A 16,041-nucleotide genomic window follows, 5' to 3' on the forward strand; every position below is an offset into this window, starting at 1 on the left:
GACTGTTGACTGTCTACTGACAATCTTCAATCCAAAAGGAATTGCTTCATGACCCAGTCAGCAAGCCGACCAGGCACGAGGTCAATCAATAAATTGGCATTGACAATGTGCACGCTGTTGAGTTCTCAAGGACCAGACGCACTTGCTCCTCGGCTCGAGTTCGAGCTTCAGCCACAAGGCTTGTGTTCTTGGCTTGCCACCGGTTGTTCGTCGGACCCGGAGGTCCAGTGGCTCATCCCGAGGGGAGAGAACCGGTGGGCTTGTCATCCTAGGCGTCGAAGCGATCCGGCGCAAGGCCCGATCTGAACTTCAGTGGAGGATGGTCCCGCTTGAGGGCCGACGTGCTCTGGGCTTTCGCTCCAGCCGCTCCGCCGCACCTTTGGGGTGACGAGTAAGAACTATACGCAGCCCTCAGCGAGTGCGCCAAGCCAGCCCCCATCCCGGGCGTGTCGCGTTGTGCAACACGCGTCGCCCGGACGCAGCGATGCCCGGTTCCACAGGGGAACCGGGCATCACAGGGGTCGAGCAACCGGGATCAGGCGAGCGTCACTCCGGCGAGGGTCTTCTTGCCACGACGGAGGACGAGCACTCCCCCGGGCAGGGCGAGGTCGGACAGCGGGGCGGCCGGGTCCTCGGCCCGGACGTTGTTCACGGAGACGCCGCCCTGGTCGATCGCGCGGCGGGCTTCACCGAGGGACTTCACGAGTCCGGTCTCCACGAGTGCCCGTGCGATGTCCGCTCCGGAGTCGAGCGTGACCGACCCCGGCAGCGCGGCGATCGCCGACCGCAGGGTCTCCGGGTCGAGCGCACCGAGGTCACCGTTGCCGAACAGCGCGGCCGCGGCATCGATCGCCGCCTGGGTCGCCGCCACTCCGTGCACGATCGAGGTGACCTCGAAGGCCAGGGTCCGCTGGGCCTCTCGTCGGAAGGGCTCGTCGGCGACGGCCTGCTCGAGTCGTTCGATCTCGGCGCGCGTCAGGAACGTGAACTGCCGCAGCCGGGCGATCACGTCGGCGTCGGTCGTGTTGAGCCAGAACTGGTACATGGCGTAGGGCGAGGTCATCTCGGCGTCGAGCCAGATCGCATTGCCCTCGCTCTTGCCGAACTTCGTGCCGTCGGAGTTCGTGATGAGCGGGGTCCCGAGGGCGTGCACCGTGGCACCTTCGGCACGACGGACGAGCTCGGTGCCCGAGGTCAGGTTGCCCCACTGGTCAGACCCACCGGTCTGCAGCGTGCACCCGTACTGTCGCCAGAGTTCGCGGTAGTCGAGCCCCTGCAGGATCTGGTAGCTGAACTCGGTGTAGCTGATCCCTGCATCGGAGTTCAGGCGCGCGGCCACCGCATCCTTCTTGAGCATCGAGTTGACGCGGAAGTACTTGCCGACGTCGCGCAGGAAGTCGATCGCGGACAACGGTGCGGTCCAGTCGAGGTTGTTCACCAGGCGGACGCCGTTGTCGCCGTCCGGACTGAGGAACCGGGACACCTGTGCCTGCAGTCGGGACACCCACTCCGCCACGGTCTCCGGCGTGTTCAACGTGCGCTCGGCTGTGGGACGCGGATCGCCGATGAGACCGGTCGACCCGCCCACCAACGCGAGCGGCTTGTGCCCCGCGAGCTGCAGCCGACGCATGGTCAGGAGCTGCAGGAGGTTGCCGCAGTGCAGCGACGGCGCGGTGGGGTCGAAGCCGCAGTAGTACGTGATCGGTTCACCGTCGAGGGCCTCTTGCAGCGCGGTCTCGTCGGTCGAGACCTGCACCAGCCCGCGCCACTGCAGTTCGTCCCACACCGAGTCGAAGGCGGGGTCGTTCTGCTGGCGCGTCAGGACGTCTTGAGCGGTATCACTGGACACCCCGCCATCGTAGCGGCGACGGACGTCCGACAGGCGCGGCAGCCGGGAGGCCCGTGGCCGGGTTCACGAGTCGAGGGCGCCCTTGTGCCGTCGGTACGTCGAGACCGTGGGGTCACCCGTCAGCCAGAAGCGCCAGGGGTACCGCACCCCGCCGGCGATGCCGCCGACGCCGGTGCGCGGGCCGCGGGAGATCCGTGGGACCGCAGCGCTCGCGGGCGGACCGGCCAGGGTCTCGGACAGGAGCTCGTCGATCACGTGGGCCGGTCCGGCGGAGGCGACCCGGGCCTCCAGGCCGGGTGCCAGGGTGAGCACGAACGGGCCGGACCCGTCGAGGAGCGACGTGCCGTCGTCCTGCCCGAGGACCGCTCCGAGCGCACCACCGAGGTTGCCGGGCCCGCGTGCCAAGGCGACGTCCGCGACCTTCGACCCGCGACGCGCTCGCGCGACGTCGAGTCCTTCGACGACCTGCGCACCGCGCAGCAGGGAGCCCGACGAGGTGCCGGCCGGCCCGCTCACGACGTTGACGCAGGTGTGGATGCCGTACGAGCGGTAGGCGTACAGCGTGCCGGGCGGACCGAAGAGGTGGCGGTTGCGCTCCGTCATACCCCGGTGACCGTGTGATCCCGGATCGGTGGGGCCGGAGTAGGCCTCGACCTCGGTGATGCGGAGCGCTACGCCGCGCCCCGCGATGGTCGCACCGAGCAGGGCCGGCGCGGCGATCGGGGCGGGCTCGGCGAGCAGCGCGGCGATCCCCTCGGTCATCGCGAGAAGGGTGCGCCCTCGGCCAGGTCGCGGACGCGGCGGGTGACGGACGCGAGTTGCTCGGCGACCCGGTCGGGTGCGGTGCCCCCGACGCCGGAGCGCGATGCGACGCTGCCCTCGATGGTCAGGACGGAACGGACGTCGGGCGTGAGGTGCTCGGACACCGACCGGTACTCCTCGTCGGTCGGCTCGTCGAGCTCGATGCCGCGCTCCTCGCAGTACCGGACGAGCGCGCCGGAGACCTCGTGCGCATCCCGGAACGGGACCCCCTGGCGGACCAGCCACTCGGCGACGTCCGTCGCGAGCGAGAACCCCTGCGGCGCGAGCTCGGCCATCCGGTCGGTGTCGAAGGTCAGGGTCGCGATCATGCCGGTGAACGCGGGCAGCAGGACCTCGAGCGTGGCGACGGAGTCGAAGACCGGCTCCTTGTCCTCCTGCAGGTCGCGGTTGTAGGCCAGCGGCAGGCCCTTGAGGGTCGCGAGGAGCCCGGTCAGGTTGCCGATCAGGCGCCCGGACTTGCCCCGGGCGAGCTCGGCGATGTCAGGGTTCTTCTTCTGCGGCATGATGCTCGAGCCGGTCGAGAAGGCGTCGTGGAGCCGGACGAAGCCGAACTCCTTCGTGTTCCAGAGGATGACCTCTTCCGACAGGCGCGAGACGTCGATGCCGATCTGCGCGAGGACGAACGCGAACTCGGCGACGACGTCGCGGGCGGCCGTGGCGTCGATCGAGTTGTCCGCCGGGCGGTCGAAGCCGAGCTCCGCGGCGATCGCGGCGGGGTCGAGACCGAGCGAACTGCCCGCCAGCGCACCGGCGCCGTACGGGCTGACGCTCGCGCGGCCGGCCCAGTCGCGGAGGCGCTCGAGGTCGCGGACGAGCGGCCAGGCGTGCGCGAGCAGGTGGTGGGCCAGGAGCACGGGCTGCGCGTGCTGCAGGTGCGTGCGGCCCGGCATGATCGCGGCCGGGTGCTCGGTCGCCTGCTGGGTGATCGCGTCGACGAGGTCGATCACGAGCCGGCCGATGCGCCGCCCGTGGTCGAGCATGTGCATGCGACCGAGGGTGGCGATCTGGTCGTTGCGGCTCCGACCAGCGCGGAGCTTGCCGCCGAGCTCGGGACCGAGGTCGGCGATGAGCAGGCGTTCCAGGGCGCCGTGGACGTCCTCGTCGGAGTCGTCGGGCTGCAGGCTCCCGTCGACGTGCGCCGCTTCGAGCCGGTCGAGGCCGGCGAGCATGCGTTCGAGCTCGTCGGCGGTCAAGTAGCCCGCGGTGTGCAGCGCTCGGGCGTGGGCTCGGGACCCCGCGATGTCGTACGGCGCGAGCTGCCAGTCGAAGTGCGTCGACTTCGAGAGCGCGGCGAGGGCCGCACTCGGGCCGTCGGCGAAGCGGCCGCCCCAGAGGGCACCGGTGTTGGTGGCGTCGGTCTTCTCGTCGGTCATGTCGTCCTGCGTCGTTTCGTCTGTGGTGCGGCTGTTGGTCAGTTCGCCGCGTCACGGCGGGCGGAGATCTTGCTGGGCAGTGACCAGAGCTCGATGAACCCCCTGGACACGGACTGGTCGAACGCGTCGCCGGTGTCCGACGTCGCCAGGTCGAAGTCGTAGAGGCTCTGCTCCGACCGACGGCCCGTCACGGTGGCACGCCCGCCCTGCAGCCGCAACCGGACGTCGCCGGAGACGTGCTGCTGGGTGTGCTCGACGAAGGCGTCGAGACTGCGCTTGAGTCCGCCGAACCACAGGCCGTCGTAGACCAGGTCGGCCCACTCGGACTCGACGCCGCGTTTGAACCGGGCGACGTCGCGCTCGAGGGTGAGGCTCTCGAGCTCCTCGTGCGCAGCGATGAGCGCGATCGCGGCCGGCGCCTCGTAGACCTCGCGCGACTTGATGCCGACCACCCGGTCCTCGACGACGTCGATCCGCCCGACGCCGTGCTTGCCGGCGACCGCGTTGAGCTCCTGCACCATGCGCAGCACGCTGAACCGCTGCCCGTCGAGGGCGACCGGGACACCGCGGTCGAAGGTGATCGTGACCTCGTCGGGCTGCTGCGGGAGCGCCGGGTCCTGCGTGGTCGCGTAGAGGTCGGCGGCGGGGGCGGTCCACGGGTCCTCGAGGAGCCCGGTCTCGATCGCTCGGCCCCACACGTTCTGGTCGACCGACCACGGCTCCCGTTCCGAGTGCTGGATCGGCAGCCGGTGCTCCTGCGCGTAGGCGATGGCGCGGTCGCGGGTCAGGGCGAGGTCCCGCACCGGTGCGACGGTCCGCAGGTCCGGTGCGATCGCCGCGACGGCTGCCTCGAAGCGGACCTGGTCGTTGCCCTTGCCGGTGGAGCCGTGCGCGACGCTGTCGGCACCGAGTTGCTTCGCCGTCAGCGCGAGGTGCTTCGCGATGAGCGGGCGGCTCAGTGCCGAGACGAGCGGGTACCGCTTCTGGTAGAGCGCGTTGGCCCGGAGCGCCGGCACGATGTACTCGTCGGCGAACTCGTCCTTGGCGTCTACGACGAGTGACTCGACGGCGCCGCAGTCGAGCGCACGCTGCCGGACCGCCTCGAGGTCCTCGCCGCCCTGGCCGACGTCGACCACGAGTGCGACGACGTCCTTGCCGGTGGCGTCGCGCAGCCAGCCGATCCCGACGGAGGTGTCGAGACCGCCGGAGTACGCGAGGACGACGCGGTCAGCCACTGGTGTCCGATCCGTCGGCTAGTCGTTGGCGAGCAGCCAGGCCAGCAACGCCTTCTGGGCGTGCAGACGGTTCTCCGCCTCGTCCCAGATGATGCTGCGGGGGCCGTCGATGACGTCGGCGGTCACTTCGAACCCCCGGTCGGCCGGCAGGCAGTGCATGAAGACGGCGTCGTCGGCGGCGTGCGCCATGAGCGCGTCGTCGACGCGGTACCCCGCGAAGGTGTCGAGGCGCGACTGCTTCTCGGACTCCTTGCCCATCGACACCCAGGTGTCGGTGACGACCACGTCGGCACCCGCGACCGCGGCCACCGGGTCGCTCACCACGAGGACGGAGCCGCCCGTCACGGCGGCGCGTTCCTCGGCGTCGGTGACGACCTGCGCCGACGGGGAGAACTCGGCGGGTGCGGCGACGCGGACGTGCATGCCCGCCGTCGCCCCGGCGAGCAGGTACGACTGCGCCATGTTGCTCGCACCGTCGCCGATGAACGCCACGGTCTGCCCGGCGAGGGCGCCGCGGTGCTCCCGGATGGTGAGCAGGTCGGCGAGGAGCTGGCAGGGGTGGAAGTCGTCGGACAGCGCGTTGACGACGGGGACCGTCGTGCCGGCGGCCATCTCCTCGAGCCCGGCCTGACCGTAGGTGCGCCACACGATCGCCGACACCATGCGCTCGAGCACGCGGGCGGTGTCCGACGGGGTCTCCTTGCCGCCGAGCTGGCTGTTCGCCGTCGAGATGATCAGCGGGCTGCCGCCGAGGTCGGAGATGCCGACGTGGAAGGACACCCGGGTTCGGGTCGACGACTTGTCGAAGATCACCGCGACGCTCTGCGGACCGGCCAGCGGCTTCTCCGCCCAGCGGTCGGCCTTCATGCGGTCGGCGATGTCGAGGATCGCGGACTGCTCGGCCTGGCTCAGGTCGTCGTCGCGGAGGAAGTGGCGGGTCATGCGGTGGGCTCCTGCGCTGCGGCGACGGCCGCGAGGCTCTGGGCGAGGATCGACAGGAACTCGTCGATCTCGGCATCGGACACGATGAGCGGCGGCGCGATGCGCAGGCTCGACTCGTTGGGGGCGTTGATGATGAGGCCGCGCTCGAGGGCGGCTGCGTTGACGGCCGGGCCGATCGGACCGGTCAGACCGACGCCGATGAGCAGGCCGGTGCCACGGACCTCTTCCACCAGCGGGGACCCGATGGCGCGGATGCCGTCACGGATCCGCTCGCCCTTGACCACTGCGCTGGCGACGAGCTCCGCACGCTCGATCTCCTCGAGCACCGCGTTGGCGACGCGGGTGCCGAGCGGGTTGCCGCCGAACGTCGACCCGTGCTGGCCGGCCGAGAACAGGTCGGACGCCCAGCCGAACGTGACGAGGGCGCCGATGGGGAAGCCCCCGGCGATGCCCTTCGCGACGGTGATGGCGTCCGGCGTCACCCCGTGGCCCTGGAACGCGAACCAGTTGCCCGTCCGGCCGACACCCGTCTGGATCTCGTCGAGGATCAGCAGTGCGCCGTGCTCCGCGGTCAGTCGGCGTGCCGCCAGCAGGAAGCCCTCGGGCAGGTCGACCACGCCGGCCTCACCCTTGATCGGTTCGAGGATCAGGGCGGCGACGGAGTCGTCGATGGACGCTTCGAGCGCCTCGATCGAGGTGTCGATGTGCTCGACGCCCGGGATCATCGGCAGGAAGTCCTGCTGCAGCGCGGGCTTGCCGGTGAGCGCGAGGGCACCCATCGTGCGCCCGTGGAAGCCCTGCTTGAGCGCGAGGATCCGGGTCTTCGTGCCGTCCGCACCCTTGTTGAGGCGGGCCAGCTTGAACGCGGCCTCGTTCGCCTCGGCACCGGAGTTACCGAAGTAGACACGGCCGGCGTCGCCCGCACCGGTGATGCGCTTGAGGCGCTCGGCGAGTTCGAGCTGCGGCGGGGTGGCGAAGTAGTTCGACACGTGCACGAGCTTCGCGGCCTGGTCGGCGATCGCCTCCACCAGGGCGGGGTGCGCGTGGCCGAGCGAGTTCACCGCGATGCCGGCGAGGAAGTCGAGGTACTCGTTGCCGTCGACGTCCCAGACGCGGCAGCCCTGGCCACGCTCGAGCATGATCTTGGGCGGGGTCAGGGATCGCATGAGCGACGCCCCGAACCGGTCGTTCCAGGTCTCGGTCTGCGTCTCGGTGCTCACTGCTGGTGTCCCTTCTCGTCCGTACCCGCCACGTGCTGGCCGGTACTGCTGTCGATCGACGGCGACGCCACGCGACGGCCGATCTCGGCGTGGGTCATCTGGTTCTCGGTTCGTCGGCTCGGGTCCGGGATCACCTCGGTGCCCGCACCCCGCAGGGTGAAGACCTCGAGCAGGATCGAGTGCGGGATCCGGCCGTCGATGATCGTCGCACCGCCGACCCCGCCGACCACGGCGTCGAGGCACGCGGTCATCTTGGGGATCATCCCCGACTCGAGGCTCGGCAGGAGTTCGCGGAGTTCGTCGACCGCGATGAGGTCGACGATCGAGTCACGGTCGGGCCAGTTGCGGTACAGGCCGGGGACGTCGGTGAGCATCATGAGCTTCGAGGCCCGCAGCGCGATCGCCAGGGCACCCGCCGCAGCGTCCGCGTTCACGTTGAGTGCCTGGTCGGGGTGCGCGTCGTCGATGGCGATGCTCGAGACGACCGGGATCCGGCCGGCCTCGATCGCGGCGAGCACACCCGACGGGTCGACGTGGGTGATGTCCCCGACGTGGCCCAGGTCGTACTCCTGCCCTTCGACGACGACGCCCTTCTTCTCGCCGGTGAACAACGAGCCGCCGTCGCCGAACACGCCGACGGCCAGGCCCTCGCCGTGTTCGTTCATCAAGTCGACGATCTCGCGGTTGACCTCGCCGGCCAGGACGTCGCGGACGACGGTGATCGCCTCGGTCGTCGTGACGCGGTAGCCGCCGCGGAACTCGGACTCGATGCCCTGTTCCTTGAGGGCGGCGGAGATCTGCGGCCCCCCGCCGTGCACGACGACGGGGTGCAGGCCGGCGTAGCGCAGGTAGACCATGTCCTCGGCGAAGGCGCGCTTCAGGTCCTCGTTCACCATGGCGTTGCCGCCGAACTTGACCACGACGACCTTGCCCGAGAAGCGCTTCAGCCAGGGCAGCGACTCGATGAGCGTCGCGGCCTTGACCGCGGCGAACTCGTGTTCTTCTTCCTTCGTGAGGGGCGTACCGGCCCCGTTCGTGTCCGCCGCCATCAGCTGGAGTACGCGCTGTTCTCGTGCACGTAGTCGTGCGTGAGGTCGTTGGTCAGGATCGTGGCCGAGTGCGTGCCGACACCGAGGTCGATGCGCACGTGGGTGTCACGCGGCGTCAGGTCGACGGCGTCGCTCGGCTCGTCGGGTGCGCCCGCGTGGCAGACCCGGACGCCGTTCATGCTGACGTCCACCGCGTACGGGTCGAACTCGGCGTCGGTGGTGCCGATCGCCGCGAGCACCCGGCCCCAGTTCGGGTCGTTGCCGAAGACGGCCGCCTTGAACAGGTTGTTCCGGGCGACGCTCCGGCCGACGGTCACGGCGTCGTCCTCCGTCGCGGCGTGCACGACCTCGATCGCGATGTCGTGGCTCGCGCCCTCGGCGTCCTGCTGCAGCTGGCGGGCCAGATCGGCGCAGACCGCGGTCAGGGCTTCCTGGAAGTCACCGACCTCGGGCGTCACGCCACTCGCACCCGACGACAGCAGCACGACGGTGTCGTTCGTGGACATGCAGCCGTCGGAGTCGACCCGGTCGAACGTGATGCGGGTGGCGGCACGGAGCGCCTGGTCGAGCTGGTCCGGCGTCTGCACGGCGTCGGTCGTGATGACGACGAGCATCGTCGCGAGGCCCGGGGCGAGCATCCCGGCACCCTTGGCCATGCCGCCGACGGTCCAGCCGTCCTCGGTCACGACGGACTGCTTGGCCTTCGTGTCCGTCGTCATGATCGCGGTCGCCGCATCCGGACCGCCGTCGCTGCTGAGTGCGGCGCTCGCCAGGTCGACGCCGCGGAGCACGTTGTCGCGGAAGGTCTGGTCGCCCACTCCGATGAGCCCGGTGGAGCAGACGACGACGTCGCCGGCTCCGATCCCGAGGGCGTCGCCCGCGGCTTCGGCCGTCAGGTGCGTGGTCTGGAAGCCGAACGGGCCGGTGAAGCAGTTCGCGCCGCCGGAGTTCAGGACGACGGCACGGGCGACGCCGTCCCCGACGACCTGGCGGGACCAGATGACGGGGTGCGCCTGGGCTCGGTTGCTGGTGAAGACGGCCGCCACGGCCGCGTCGGGACCGTCGTTGACGACGAGGGCCACGTCCGGCTTGCCGCTCGTCTTGAGGCCTGCGGTGACACCGGCGGCGCGGAAGCCCGCTGCCGCGGTGACGCCCTGGAGGCCCGGCTCGGTCTGGGTGGTCGTGCCTGCGTCGGTCACGGTGCGACTCCGTCCACGCTGAGGCCCGTGGTCTCGGGGAGACCGAGGGCGATGTTCGCCGACTGGACCGCGGCGCCGGCCGTGCCCTTGGCGAGGTTGTCGAGCGCGGTCACCGCGACGACGCGGCCTGCGGCCTCGTCGACGGCGATGCCGACGAGCGCGGTGTTCGCACCGATCGTGTCCGCGACCCGGGGGAACTCGCCCTCGGGCAGCAGGTGGACGAACGGCTCGTCGGCGTAGGCCTGCTCCCAGGCGAGCCGGACGTCGCGTGCGCTGACGCCGGGCGAGAGCTTCGCGGTGGTGGTCGCCAGGATCCCCCGCGACATCGGGACCAGGACCGGCGTGAACGAAATCGTCACGTCGGCGGCCCCCGCGACCTGCAGGTTCTGCTGGATCTCGGGGACGTGCCGGTGCGAGCCACCGACGGCGTAGGCGCTGGCGGACCCCATGATCTCGGAGGCCAGGTAGGTGGTGCTGAGCTTCTTGCCGGCGCCGCTCGGGCCGACGCTGAGCACCGCGACGAGGTCGTCGGACTCGACGAGGCCGGCCTGGATGCCCGGCTGGATGCCGAGCGTCACCGCGGTGACGTTGCATCCGGGGACCGCGATGCGCTTCGTGCCGACCAGGGCGGAACGCTGCTTGCCCTGCGACGCGATGTCGTCGACCTCGCGCCATTCATCGGCCGAACCCGGGGTGGGCGCCGCGAGCAGGAGCTCGGGCAGCCCGTAGGTCCACGCGCCGAAGTAGTCACCGCCGTAGAACCGCTCCCACGCCGCCGGGTCCGTCAGCCGGTGGTCGGCGCCGCAGTCGATGACGAGCGCGTCGTCGCCGAGTTCCGCGGTGATCCCACCCGACTGCCCGTGCGGCAGCGCCAGGAACACCACGTCGTGCCCGCGCAGCGTCTCGGCCGTCGTCTCCGTCAGCGTCAGGTGCGACAGGGAACGGAGGTGCGGCTGCGTCGCGATCAGGGGCTGTCCGGCGTTCGAGAACGCCGTCACCGTCCTGACCTCGAACTCGGGGTGGGCGGAGAGCACGCGCAGGAGCTCACCACCCGCGTAGCCGGAGGCTCCCGCCACGGCGACGGATACGGACATGGGATTCCACCTTTGGTCGGACTGGTCGTCGAGAGAGTCGGAGGCGGCGACCCCGGGCGGTGCTGATCCCGTGTGGGTCAGTCGCGCAGGGTCGCCCCGAATCGCTCGCCGGCACGTCGGACAGCGCCGTCACGGGCCTCGGTGGCCTCGGCAGCGGTCAGCGTGCGGTCCGTGGCACGGAAGCGCAGCGCGAACGTCAGGGACTTCTGTCCCTCGTCCACGCCGGAGCCCCGGTAGTCATCCACGAGCCGAGCATACTCCAACAGGTCTCCGGCGCCAGAGCGCACCGCATCCAGCACGTCACCGGCCGGCACGCCGGCATCGACGACGAGCGAGAGGTCCTGCGTCGCCGCCGGGTAGGAGACGATCGGCGCGACCGCGACGAGTTCCGGGGCAGCGGCGACGAGCGCGTCGAGGTCGAGCTCGACGACCGCCACCACCCGGGGCAGGACGGCGGCCTCGGCCAGTTCGGGCAGGAGCTCACCGGCGACGCCCACGACCGTGCCGTCGACGAGCAGCGACGCGGCCCGGCCCGGGTGCAGGGACGGGTGGGTCGTCTGCGCGACGGTGAGTTCCACACCGACGGCCCAGGCGACCTGGCGGGCAACGTCGATCGCGTCGGCGATGCCGAACGGTTCCGCCGTGGTGCCGGGCTGCTTGACGACCCGGTGGCCGGTGAGCAGTGCGGCGACGTGGAAGGGCTGGGCGGGCAGCGAGGCGTCCAGCGCCTCGAGCGTCGCACGGTCGGGCCGGGTGGCGCCCGCCGGGACCTCGTCGGTGCCGAGCGTCACGCCCGTCACCGGCAGGAACACCCGGGACGTCTCGTAGAGCGCGACGTCGACGAGCCCGCGCGACACGTTGCGACGGGCGGCGTCGACCAGGGCCGGAACGCCGCTCCGGCGCAGGAGGTTCTGCTCGCTGTCCAGGGCATTCGCGAGCACGACGCTCGGTCCGCCCTGCGGGTCGATCCCCGGGTAGGCGTCCTGCGTGGCGGCCGACACGAACGGCGCCGTGACGACCTCGGTCAGGCCCGCCGCGGCCAGCGCCGAGGCGACCCGACGACGAGCCTGCTGGTGCCGGGTCAGGCCACGGCCGGGCGGGGCGACCGGCAGCACGCTCGGGATCCGGTCGTAGCCGACGATGCGCGCGACCTCTTCGACGAGGGTGGTGTCGTCGGTCAGGTCGGGACGCCAGGTGGGCGGCGTGACCGCGAGCTGCTCACCGTCGGTCTCGACCGTCGCGCCGATCGCGCGGAGCGTGTCGATGACCTCGGCGTCGGTGTACTCGACGCCGACGAGCTCGGCCGGACGCGTGAGGCGCATCGTCACGGTCGCCCGCGGCTCGGTGTCGACGAGCGTGGACCCGAGGGCGTCAGCGGTGCCGCCGGCGAGCTCGACGAGGAGCTCGACGGCACGGTTCGCCGCGGCCTCGGCCACCTGCGGGTCGACCCCGCGCTCGAAGCGACGGGATGCCTCGCTGGGGAGCTTGTGGCGACGAGCGGTGCGGGCAATGGAGACCTGGTCGAACCCGGCGGCCTCGATCAGGACGTCGGTGGTGCTCGCCGAGATCTCGGTGCGGGCTCCGCCCATGACGCCGGCGAGGCCGACGGGACCGTCGTCGTCGGTGATGACGAGGTCTTCGGGGTCGAGCTTCCGAACGGCGCCGTCGAGGGTCTCGAGCGTCTCGCCAGCGGTCGCCCGGCGCACGCCGAGGCCGCCCGCGATGGTCTGCAGGTCGTAGCCGTGGAGCGGCTGGCCGAGCTCGAACATGACGTAGTTCGTGATGTCGACGGGCAGGGAGATGGAACGCACCCCTGCCAGCGACAGACGCGACACCATCCAGGACGGTGTCTTCGCGGCCGGATCGATCCCGCGGACGACGCGGGTGACGAACGTCGACGCTCCGACCCGACCCCGCACCGGGGCCTGGTCGTCGATCGTGACCCGGAAGCCCTCGGCCGCACGCGGCGCGACGCGGTCGACGGGGTCGTGGAAGCTGGCTCCGGTGGCGTGCGCGTACTCACGGGCGACACCACGCATGCTGAGCACGTAGCCGCGGTCCGGCGTGACGTTGATCTCGACCGCGGCGTCGTCGAGGCCGAGGAGCGCGATGGCGTCGGCACCGACGGTGGGGTCCATGCCGAGGTCGGCGAAGCGCAGGATGCCGTCGTGCTCGTCGCCCAGCCCGAGCTCGCGGGCCGAGGCGATCATGCCGTCGGACACGTGCCCGTAGGTCTTGCGGGCGGCGATCGGGAACGGCCCCGGCAGCACTGCGCCGGGCAGCGTGACGACGACGAGGTCGCCGACGTCGAAGTTGTGCGCGCCGCAGACGATGCCGCGGGGCTCGGCTTCGCCGACGTCCACCTGGCACCAGTTGATGGTCTTGCCGTTCTTCTGCGGCTCGGGGACGCGCTCGAGGACCCGACCGACCACGATGGGACCGGTCAGGTCGAAGGTGTGGACGTCCTCTTCCTCGAAGCCGACCGACACGAGCGCCGCGTGGACGTGCTCGAGGGTGACGTCCTCGGGGAGGTCGACGGACTCACCGAGCCAACGGAGTGGGACGCGCATCAGACCACCGTTCCGAACTGCTGCGAGAAGCGGATGTCGCCCTCGAGGAAGTCACGCATGTCGTTCAGGCCGTTGCGGAACTGCAGAGTCCGCTCGATGCCCATGCCGAACGCGAAGCCCTGGTACTCGTCCGGGTCGATGCCGGCGGCACGCAGGACGTTGGGGTTCACCATGCCGCAGCCACCCCACTCGACCCACCGCGCGCCACCCTTGGCGTTCGGCTGCCAGACGTCCATCTCGGCGCTGGGCTCGGTGAACGGGAAGTAGTTCGGGCGGAGCCGGATCTGCGCCTCGGCGCCGAACATCTGCCGGGCGAAGTGCTCGAGCGTGCCGCGCAGGTGCGCCATCGTCAGGCCCTTGTCGATCGCGATGCCCTCGACCTGGGTGAAGACCGGCAGGTGCGTGGCGTCGAGCTCGTCGGCACGGTAGACGCGACCGGGCGCGATCACGTAAAGCGGGAGGTCACGCGACAGCAGCGACCGCACCTGCACCGGCGAGGTGTGGGTGCGCATGACCAGGTGCCGGTCGACGGGCTCGACGAAGATCGTGTCCGCCATGGCCCGGGCCGGGTGGTCCTGGTCGAAGTTCAGGGCGTCGAAGTTGAACCACTCGTGCTCGAGCTCGGGGCCTTCTGCCACTTCCCACCCCATGCCGACGAAGATGTCGGCGACGGCTTCGTTCAGCAGCGAGAGCGGGTGGCGGGAGCCGGTGGCGCGGTGGACCGGCAACGCGGTGACGTCGACGCGCTCGGCTTCGAGCCGTGCGTGTTCCTCGGCCACCGCGAGGACGGATTCCTGCTCGGCGATCGCCGCGTTCACCCGCCCACGGGCCTGCCCGACGAGCTTGCCCGCCGCGGCCTTCTGCTCCGGCGGCACACTGCGCATCGATGCGTTCATCCGCGCCAACGGTGACTGCTCACCGGTGTGCTCGGCCCTGGCCTGCTTCAGTTCGGCGACCGTCGTCGTGGCACGGACGGCGGCGAGGGCCGCGTCCACCGCGTCGGCGACGGCCGATTCGCTGATCTCGAGAGGTTCTGACACGAGACCCAAGCCTACCGGCCGTCGGGATACCACCCACCTGCACCGAGCGGACGGTGGATGACCGATGCCGACGACCGGCCTGGGGAGGGAGGAGCGTCAGCTCCGGAGCGCGAAGGCCGACTCGTACAGGCACACCGACGCGGCCGTGGCGAGGTTCATCGACTCCGCCTGCCCGTAGATCGGCACCTTGACGGCCCGGTCGACGAGCGCCAGGTCGTCGGCGGTGAGTCCGCGGGCCTCGTTGCCGAAGACCCACGCGGTCGGTCCGTCGAGCATCCCCTCGGCGCGGACCACCGGCAGGTCGTCGCCGGAGACGTCCGCCGCGAGCACCGTGTAGCCGAGGGCCTTCGCCCGCTCGATCGTGTCGGCCAGGGTCACGCCGACGGACACCGGGACGTGGAACAGGGACCCGGTCGTCGACCGGACGACCTTCGGGTTGTACGGGTCGACCGAGCGTCCGGTCAGCACCACCGCGTCGGCGCCGGCCGCGTCGGCGGCCCGTATGATCGTGCCGGCGTTCCCCGGGTCCCGGACCTCTTCGAGGATGGCGACCAGTCCGGGCAACGCGGCCTGCTCGTCGGACGCATCACGGGCCTCCCGGTCGGCGGCGGCCGCAGCGCGGTCCGGGAAGACGTCCTTCACCGACGTCGGGAACTGCTGGCACACCGCCACCACGCCCTGCGGGGTGACCGTGTCGGCCATCGCGTCGAGCACCTGCTCGGTCACGAACCAGGTGTCCACCGGCGCGTCGTCCAGCCCGTAGCGGGCTGCGGCGGTCGGCGTCACGTAGAGCTCGCGCAGGAGCTCCGGGGCGTACTCCAGCGCTTCGCGGACGGCTTGGGGCCCTTCCAGCAGGAACAGGCCGGTCTCGGCCCGGACGTCCTTCTTGGCCAGGGCCGCAACGGCCTTCACGCGTCCGGCACGGGGGTTCTCGAGGAGATCGCTCACGACCCAAGTCTAGGAACGACGAAACCCCCGCCGTGCGGCGGGGGTTTCGCGAGCAGAAGAACTGACTACGCAGCCTTCGGGGCCGAGGTGTCGGCCGGGAGGGCCTTCTTCGCGGTCTCGACGAGCGCGGTGAAGGTCTCGGGGTTGTTCACCGCGAGGTCGGCGAGGATGCGACGGTCGACCTCGACGCCGGCCAGGTTGAGACCCTGGATGAGGCGGTTGTAGGTCAGGCCGTTCGCACGTGACGCAGCGTTGATGCGCTGGATCCACAGGCGACGGAACTCGCCCTTCTTCGCGTGACGGTCGCGGTACGCGTAGACGAGGGAGTGGGTGACCTGCTCCTTGGCCTTGCGGTACAGGCGCGAACGCTGGCCGCGGTAGCCCTCGGCGCGTTCGAGGATGACGCGGCGCTTCTTGGCGGCGTTGACCGCTCTCTTTACTCGTGCCATTGCACTATTCCTTTACGATCCGGGGGCTCAGTGGCCGAGGAGCTTCTTGACGTTCTTCGCGTCACCCTTGGAGAGGACCTGGTCCTCGTTCAGGCGGGCCTTGCGCTTGGAGCTCTTGACCTCGAGGTTGTGACGCATACCGGCCTGCTGCTTCATGATCTTGCCGGTACCGGTGACCTTGAAGCGCTTCTTCGACCCGGAGTGGGTCTTCTGCTTGGGCATGGTGGTGCCTTTCCGTGGGATGGATGGGG

The 16,041-nt window shown here is 70.7% G+C and carries 14 protein-coding genes; all 14 read right to left on the bottom strand.

Annotation, left to right across the window (positions count from 1 at the left end):
- Positions 1 to 535 precede the first annotated feature (535 nt).
- The 14 genes from tyrS to rpmI all read right to left on the bottom strand — a co-directional run bounded on the left by tyrS (position 536) and on the right by rpmI (position 16,012).
- A complete protein-coding gene (tyrS, locus tag QRN49_RS00005) occupies positions 536 to 1,849 on the bottom strand; it encodes a tyrosine--tRNA ligase (protein ID WP_284753100.1) in 1,314 nt (437 codons plus the stop codon).
- Between the two features lie 63 nt (positions 1,850 to 1,912).
- Positions 1,913 to 2,611, bottom strand: a complete 699-nt coding sequence (locus tag QRN49_RS00010; RefSeq protein ID WP_209135948.1) for a DNA-3-methyladenine glycosylase — start codon at positions 2,609 to 2,611, stop codon at positions 1,913 to 1,915.
- Positions 2,608 to 4,044 (bottom strand): argininosuccinate lyase, encoded by a 1,437-nt coding sequence (gene argH / locus QRN49_RS00015; protein ID WP_284753106.1) that lies wholly within the window; start codon positions 4,042 to 4,044, stop codon positions 2,608 to 2,610. Before argH ends, QRN49_RS00010 begins: the two co-directional genes overlap by 4 nt.
- Positions 4,045 to 4,082: 38 nt before the next feature.
- Complete coding sequence (locus QRN49_RS00020) at positions 4,083 to 5,279, bottom strand: argininosuccinate synthase (protein WP_259588971.1); 1,197 nt, start codon at positions 5,277 to 5,279, stop codon at positions 4,083 to 4,085.
- Positions 5,280 to 5,297: 18 nt separating this feature from the next.
- Positions 5,298 to 6,221, bottom strand: coding sequence for an ornithine carbamoyltransferase (gene argF / locus QRN49_RS00025; RefSeq protein ID WP_284753110.1), 924 nt, complete (start codon positions 6,219 to 6,221; stop codon positions 5,298 to 5,300).
- Positions 6,218 to 7,441, bottom strand: coding sequence for an acetylornithine transaminase (locus QRN49_RS00030; protein WP_284753112.1), 1,224 nt, complete (start codon positions 7,439 to 7,441; stop codon positions 6,218 to 6,220). Before QRN49_RS00030 ends, argF begins: the two co-directional genes overlap by 4 nt.
- Positions 7,438 to 8,490, bottom strand: a complete 1,053-nt coding sequence (gene argB / locus QRN49_RS00035; protein ID WP_284753115.1) for an acetylglutamate kinase — start codon at positions 8,488 to 8,490, stop codon at positions 7,438 to 7,440. The genes QRN49_RS00030 and argB overlap by 4 nt, the downstream gene beginning before the upstream one ends.
- Complete coding sequence (argJ, locus tag QRN49_RS00040; protein ID WP_284753116.1) at positions 8,490 to 9,689, bottom strand: bifunctional glutamate N-acetyltransferase/amino-acid acetyltransferase ArgJ; 1,200 nt, start codon at positions 9,687 to 9,689, stop codon at positions 8,490 to 8,492. The genes argB and argJ overlap by 1 nt, the downstream gene beginning before the upstream one ends.
- Entirely contained in the window at positions 9,686 to 10,783 is a 1,098-nt protein-coding gene (locus QRN49_RS00045; protein WP_284753118.1) for an N-acetyl-gamma-glutamyl-phosphate reductase, read from the bottom strand. The genes argJ and QRN49_RS00045 overlap by 4 nt, the downstream gene beginning before the upstream one ends.
- Before the next feature lie 77 nt (positions 10,784 to 10,860).
- Entirely contained in the window at positions 10,861 to 13,353 is a 2,493-nt protein-coding gene (pheT, locus tag QRN49_RS00050) for a phenylalanine--tRNA ligase subunit beta (protein WP_284753120.1), read from the bottom strand.
- The gene (gene pheS / locus QRN49_RS00055) at positions 13,353 to 14,393 is read right to left on the bottom strand and encodes a phenylalanine--tRNA ligase subunit alpha (RefSeq protein WP_071405145.1); all 1,041 of its coding nucleotides are present in this window, start codon (positions 14,391 to 14,393) and stop codon (positions 13,353 to 13,355) included. Before pheS ends, pheT begins: the two co-directional genes overlap by 1 nt.
- Before the next feature lie 96 nt (positions 14,394 to 14,489).
- Positions 14,490 to 15,341: a TrmH family RNA methyltransferase gene (locus QRN49_RS00060; RefSeq protein WP_071405146.1), complete on the bottom strand. Its 852-nt coding sequence runs from the start codon at positions 15,339 to 15,341 to the stop codon at positions 14,490 to 14,492.
- A gap of 65 nt (positions 15,342 to 15,406) precedes the next feature.
- On the bottom strand, positions 15,407 to 15,790 hold the full coding sequence (gene rplT / locus QRN49_RS00065) for a 50S ribosomal protein L20 (protein ID WP_017887975.1): 384 nt from the start codon (positions 15,788 to 15,790) through the stop codon (positions 15,407 to 15,409).
- A 27-nt stretch (positions 15,791 to 15,817) separates the two neighbouring features.
- Positions 15,818 to 16,012 (bottom strand): 50S ribosomal protein L35, encoded by a 195-nt coding sequence (rpmI, locus tag QRN49_RS00070; protein WP_017887976.1) that lies wholly within the window; start codon positions 16,010 to 16,012, stop codon positions 15,818 to 15,820.
- Positions 16,013 to 16,041: the final 29 nt, after the last annotated feature.

The sequence above is a fragment of the Curtobacterium sp. ME-Dv--P-122a genome (assembly GCF_030209645.1).
In the GTDB taxonomy this organism is placed as follows: Bacteria; Actinomycetota; Actinomycetes; order Actinomycetales; family Microbacteriaceae; genus Curtobacterium; species Curtobacterium flaccumfaciens.

Bases quoted from the DNA above. Each gene is read 5' to 3' on its own strand.
- rpmI (WP_017887976.1), bottom strand. From the start codon at position 16,012: ATGCCCAAGCAGAAGACCCACTCCGGGTCGAAGAAGCGCTTCAAGGTC.
- argH (WP_284753106.1), bottom strand. From the start codon at position 4,044: ATGACCGACGAGAAGACCGACGCCACCAACACCGGTGCCCTCTGGGGC.
- argB (WP_284753115.1), bottom strand. From the start codon at position 8,490: ATGGCGGCGGACACGAACGGGGCCGGTACGCCCCTCACGAAGGAAGAA.
- QRN49_RS00045 (WP_284753118.1), bottom strand. From the start codon at position 10,783: ATGTCCGTATCCGTCGCCGTGGCGGGAGCCTCCGGCTACGCGGGTGGT.
- argF (WP_284753110.1), bottom strand. From the start codon at position 6,221: ATGACCCGCCACTTCCTCCGCGACGACGACCTGAGCCAGGCCGAGCAG.
- pheT (WP_284753120.1), bottom strand. From the start codon at position 13,353: ATGCGCGTCCCACTCCGTTGGCTCGGTGAGTCCGTCGACCTCCCCGAG.
- rplT (WP_017887975.1), bottom strand. From the start codon at position 15,790: ATGGCACGAGTAAAGAGAGCGGTCAACGCCGCCAAGAAGCGCCGCGTC.
- QRN49_RS00010 (WP_209135948.1), bottom strand. From the start codon at position 2,611: ATGACCGAGGGGATCGCCGCGCTGCTCGCCGAGCCCGCCCCGATCGCC.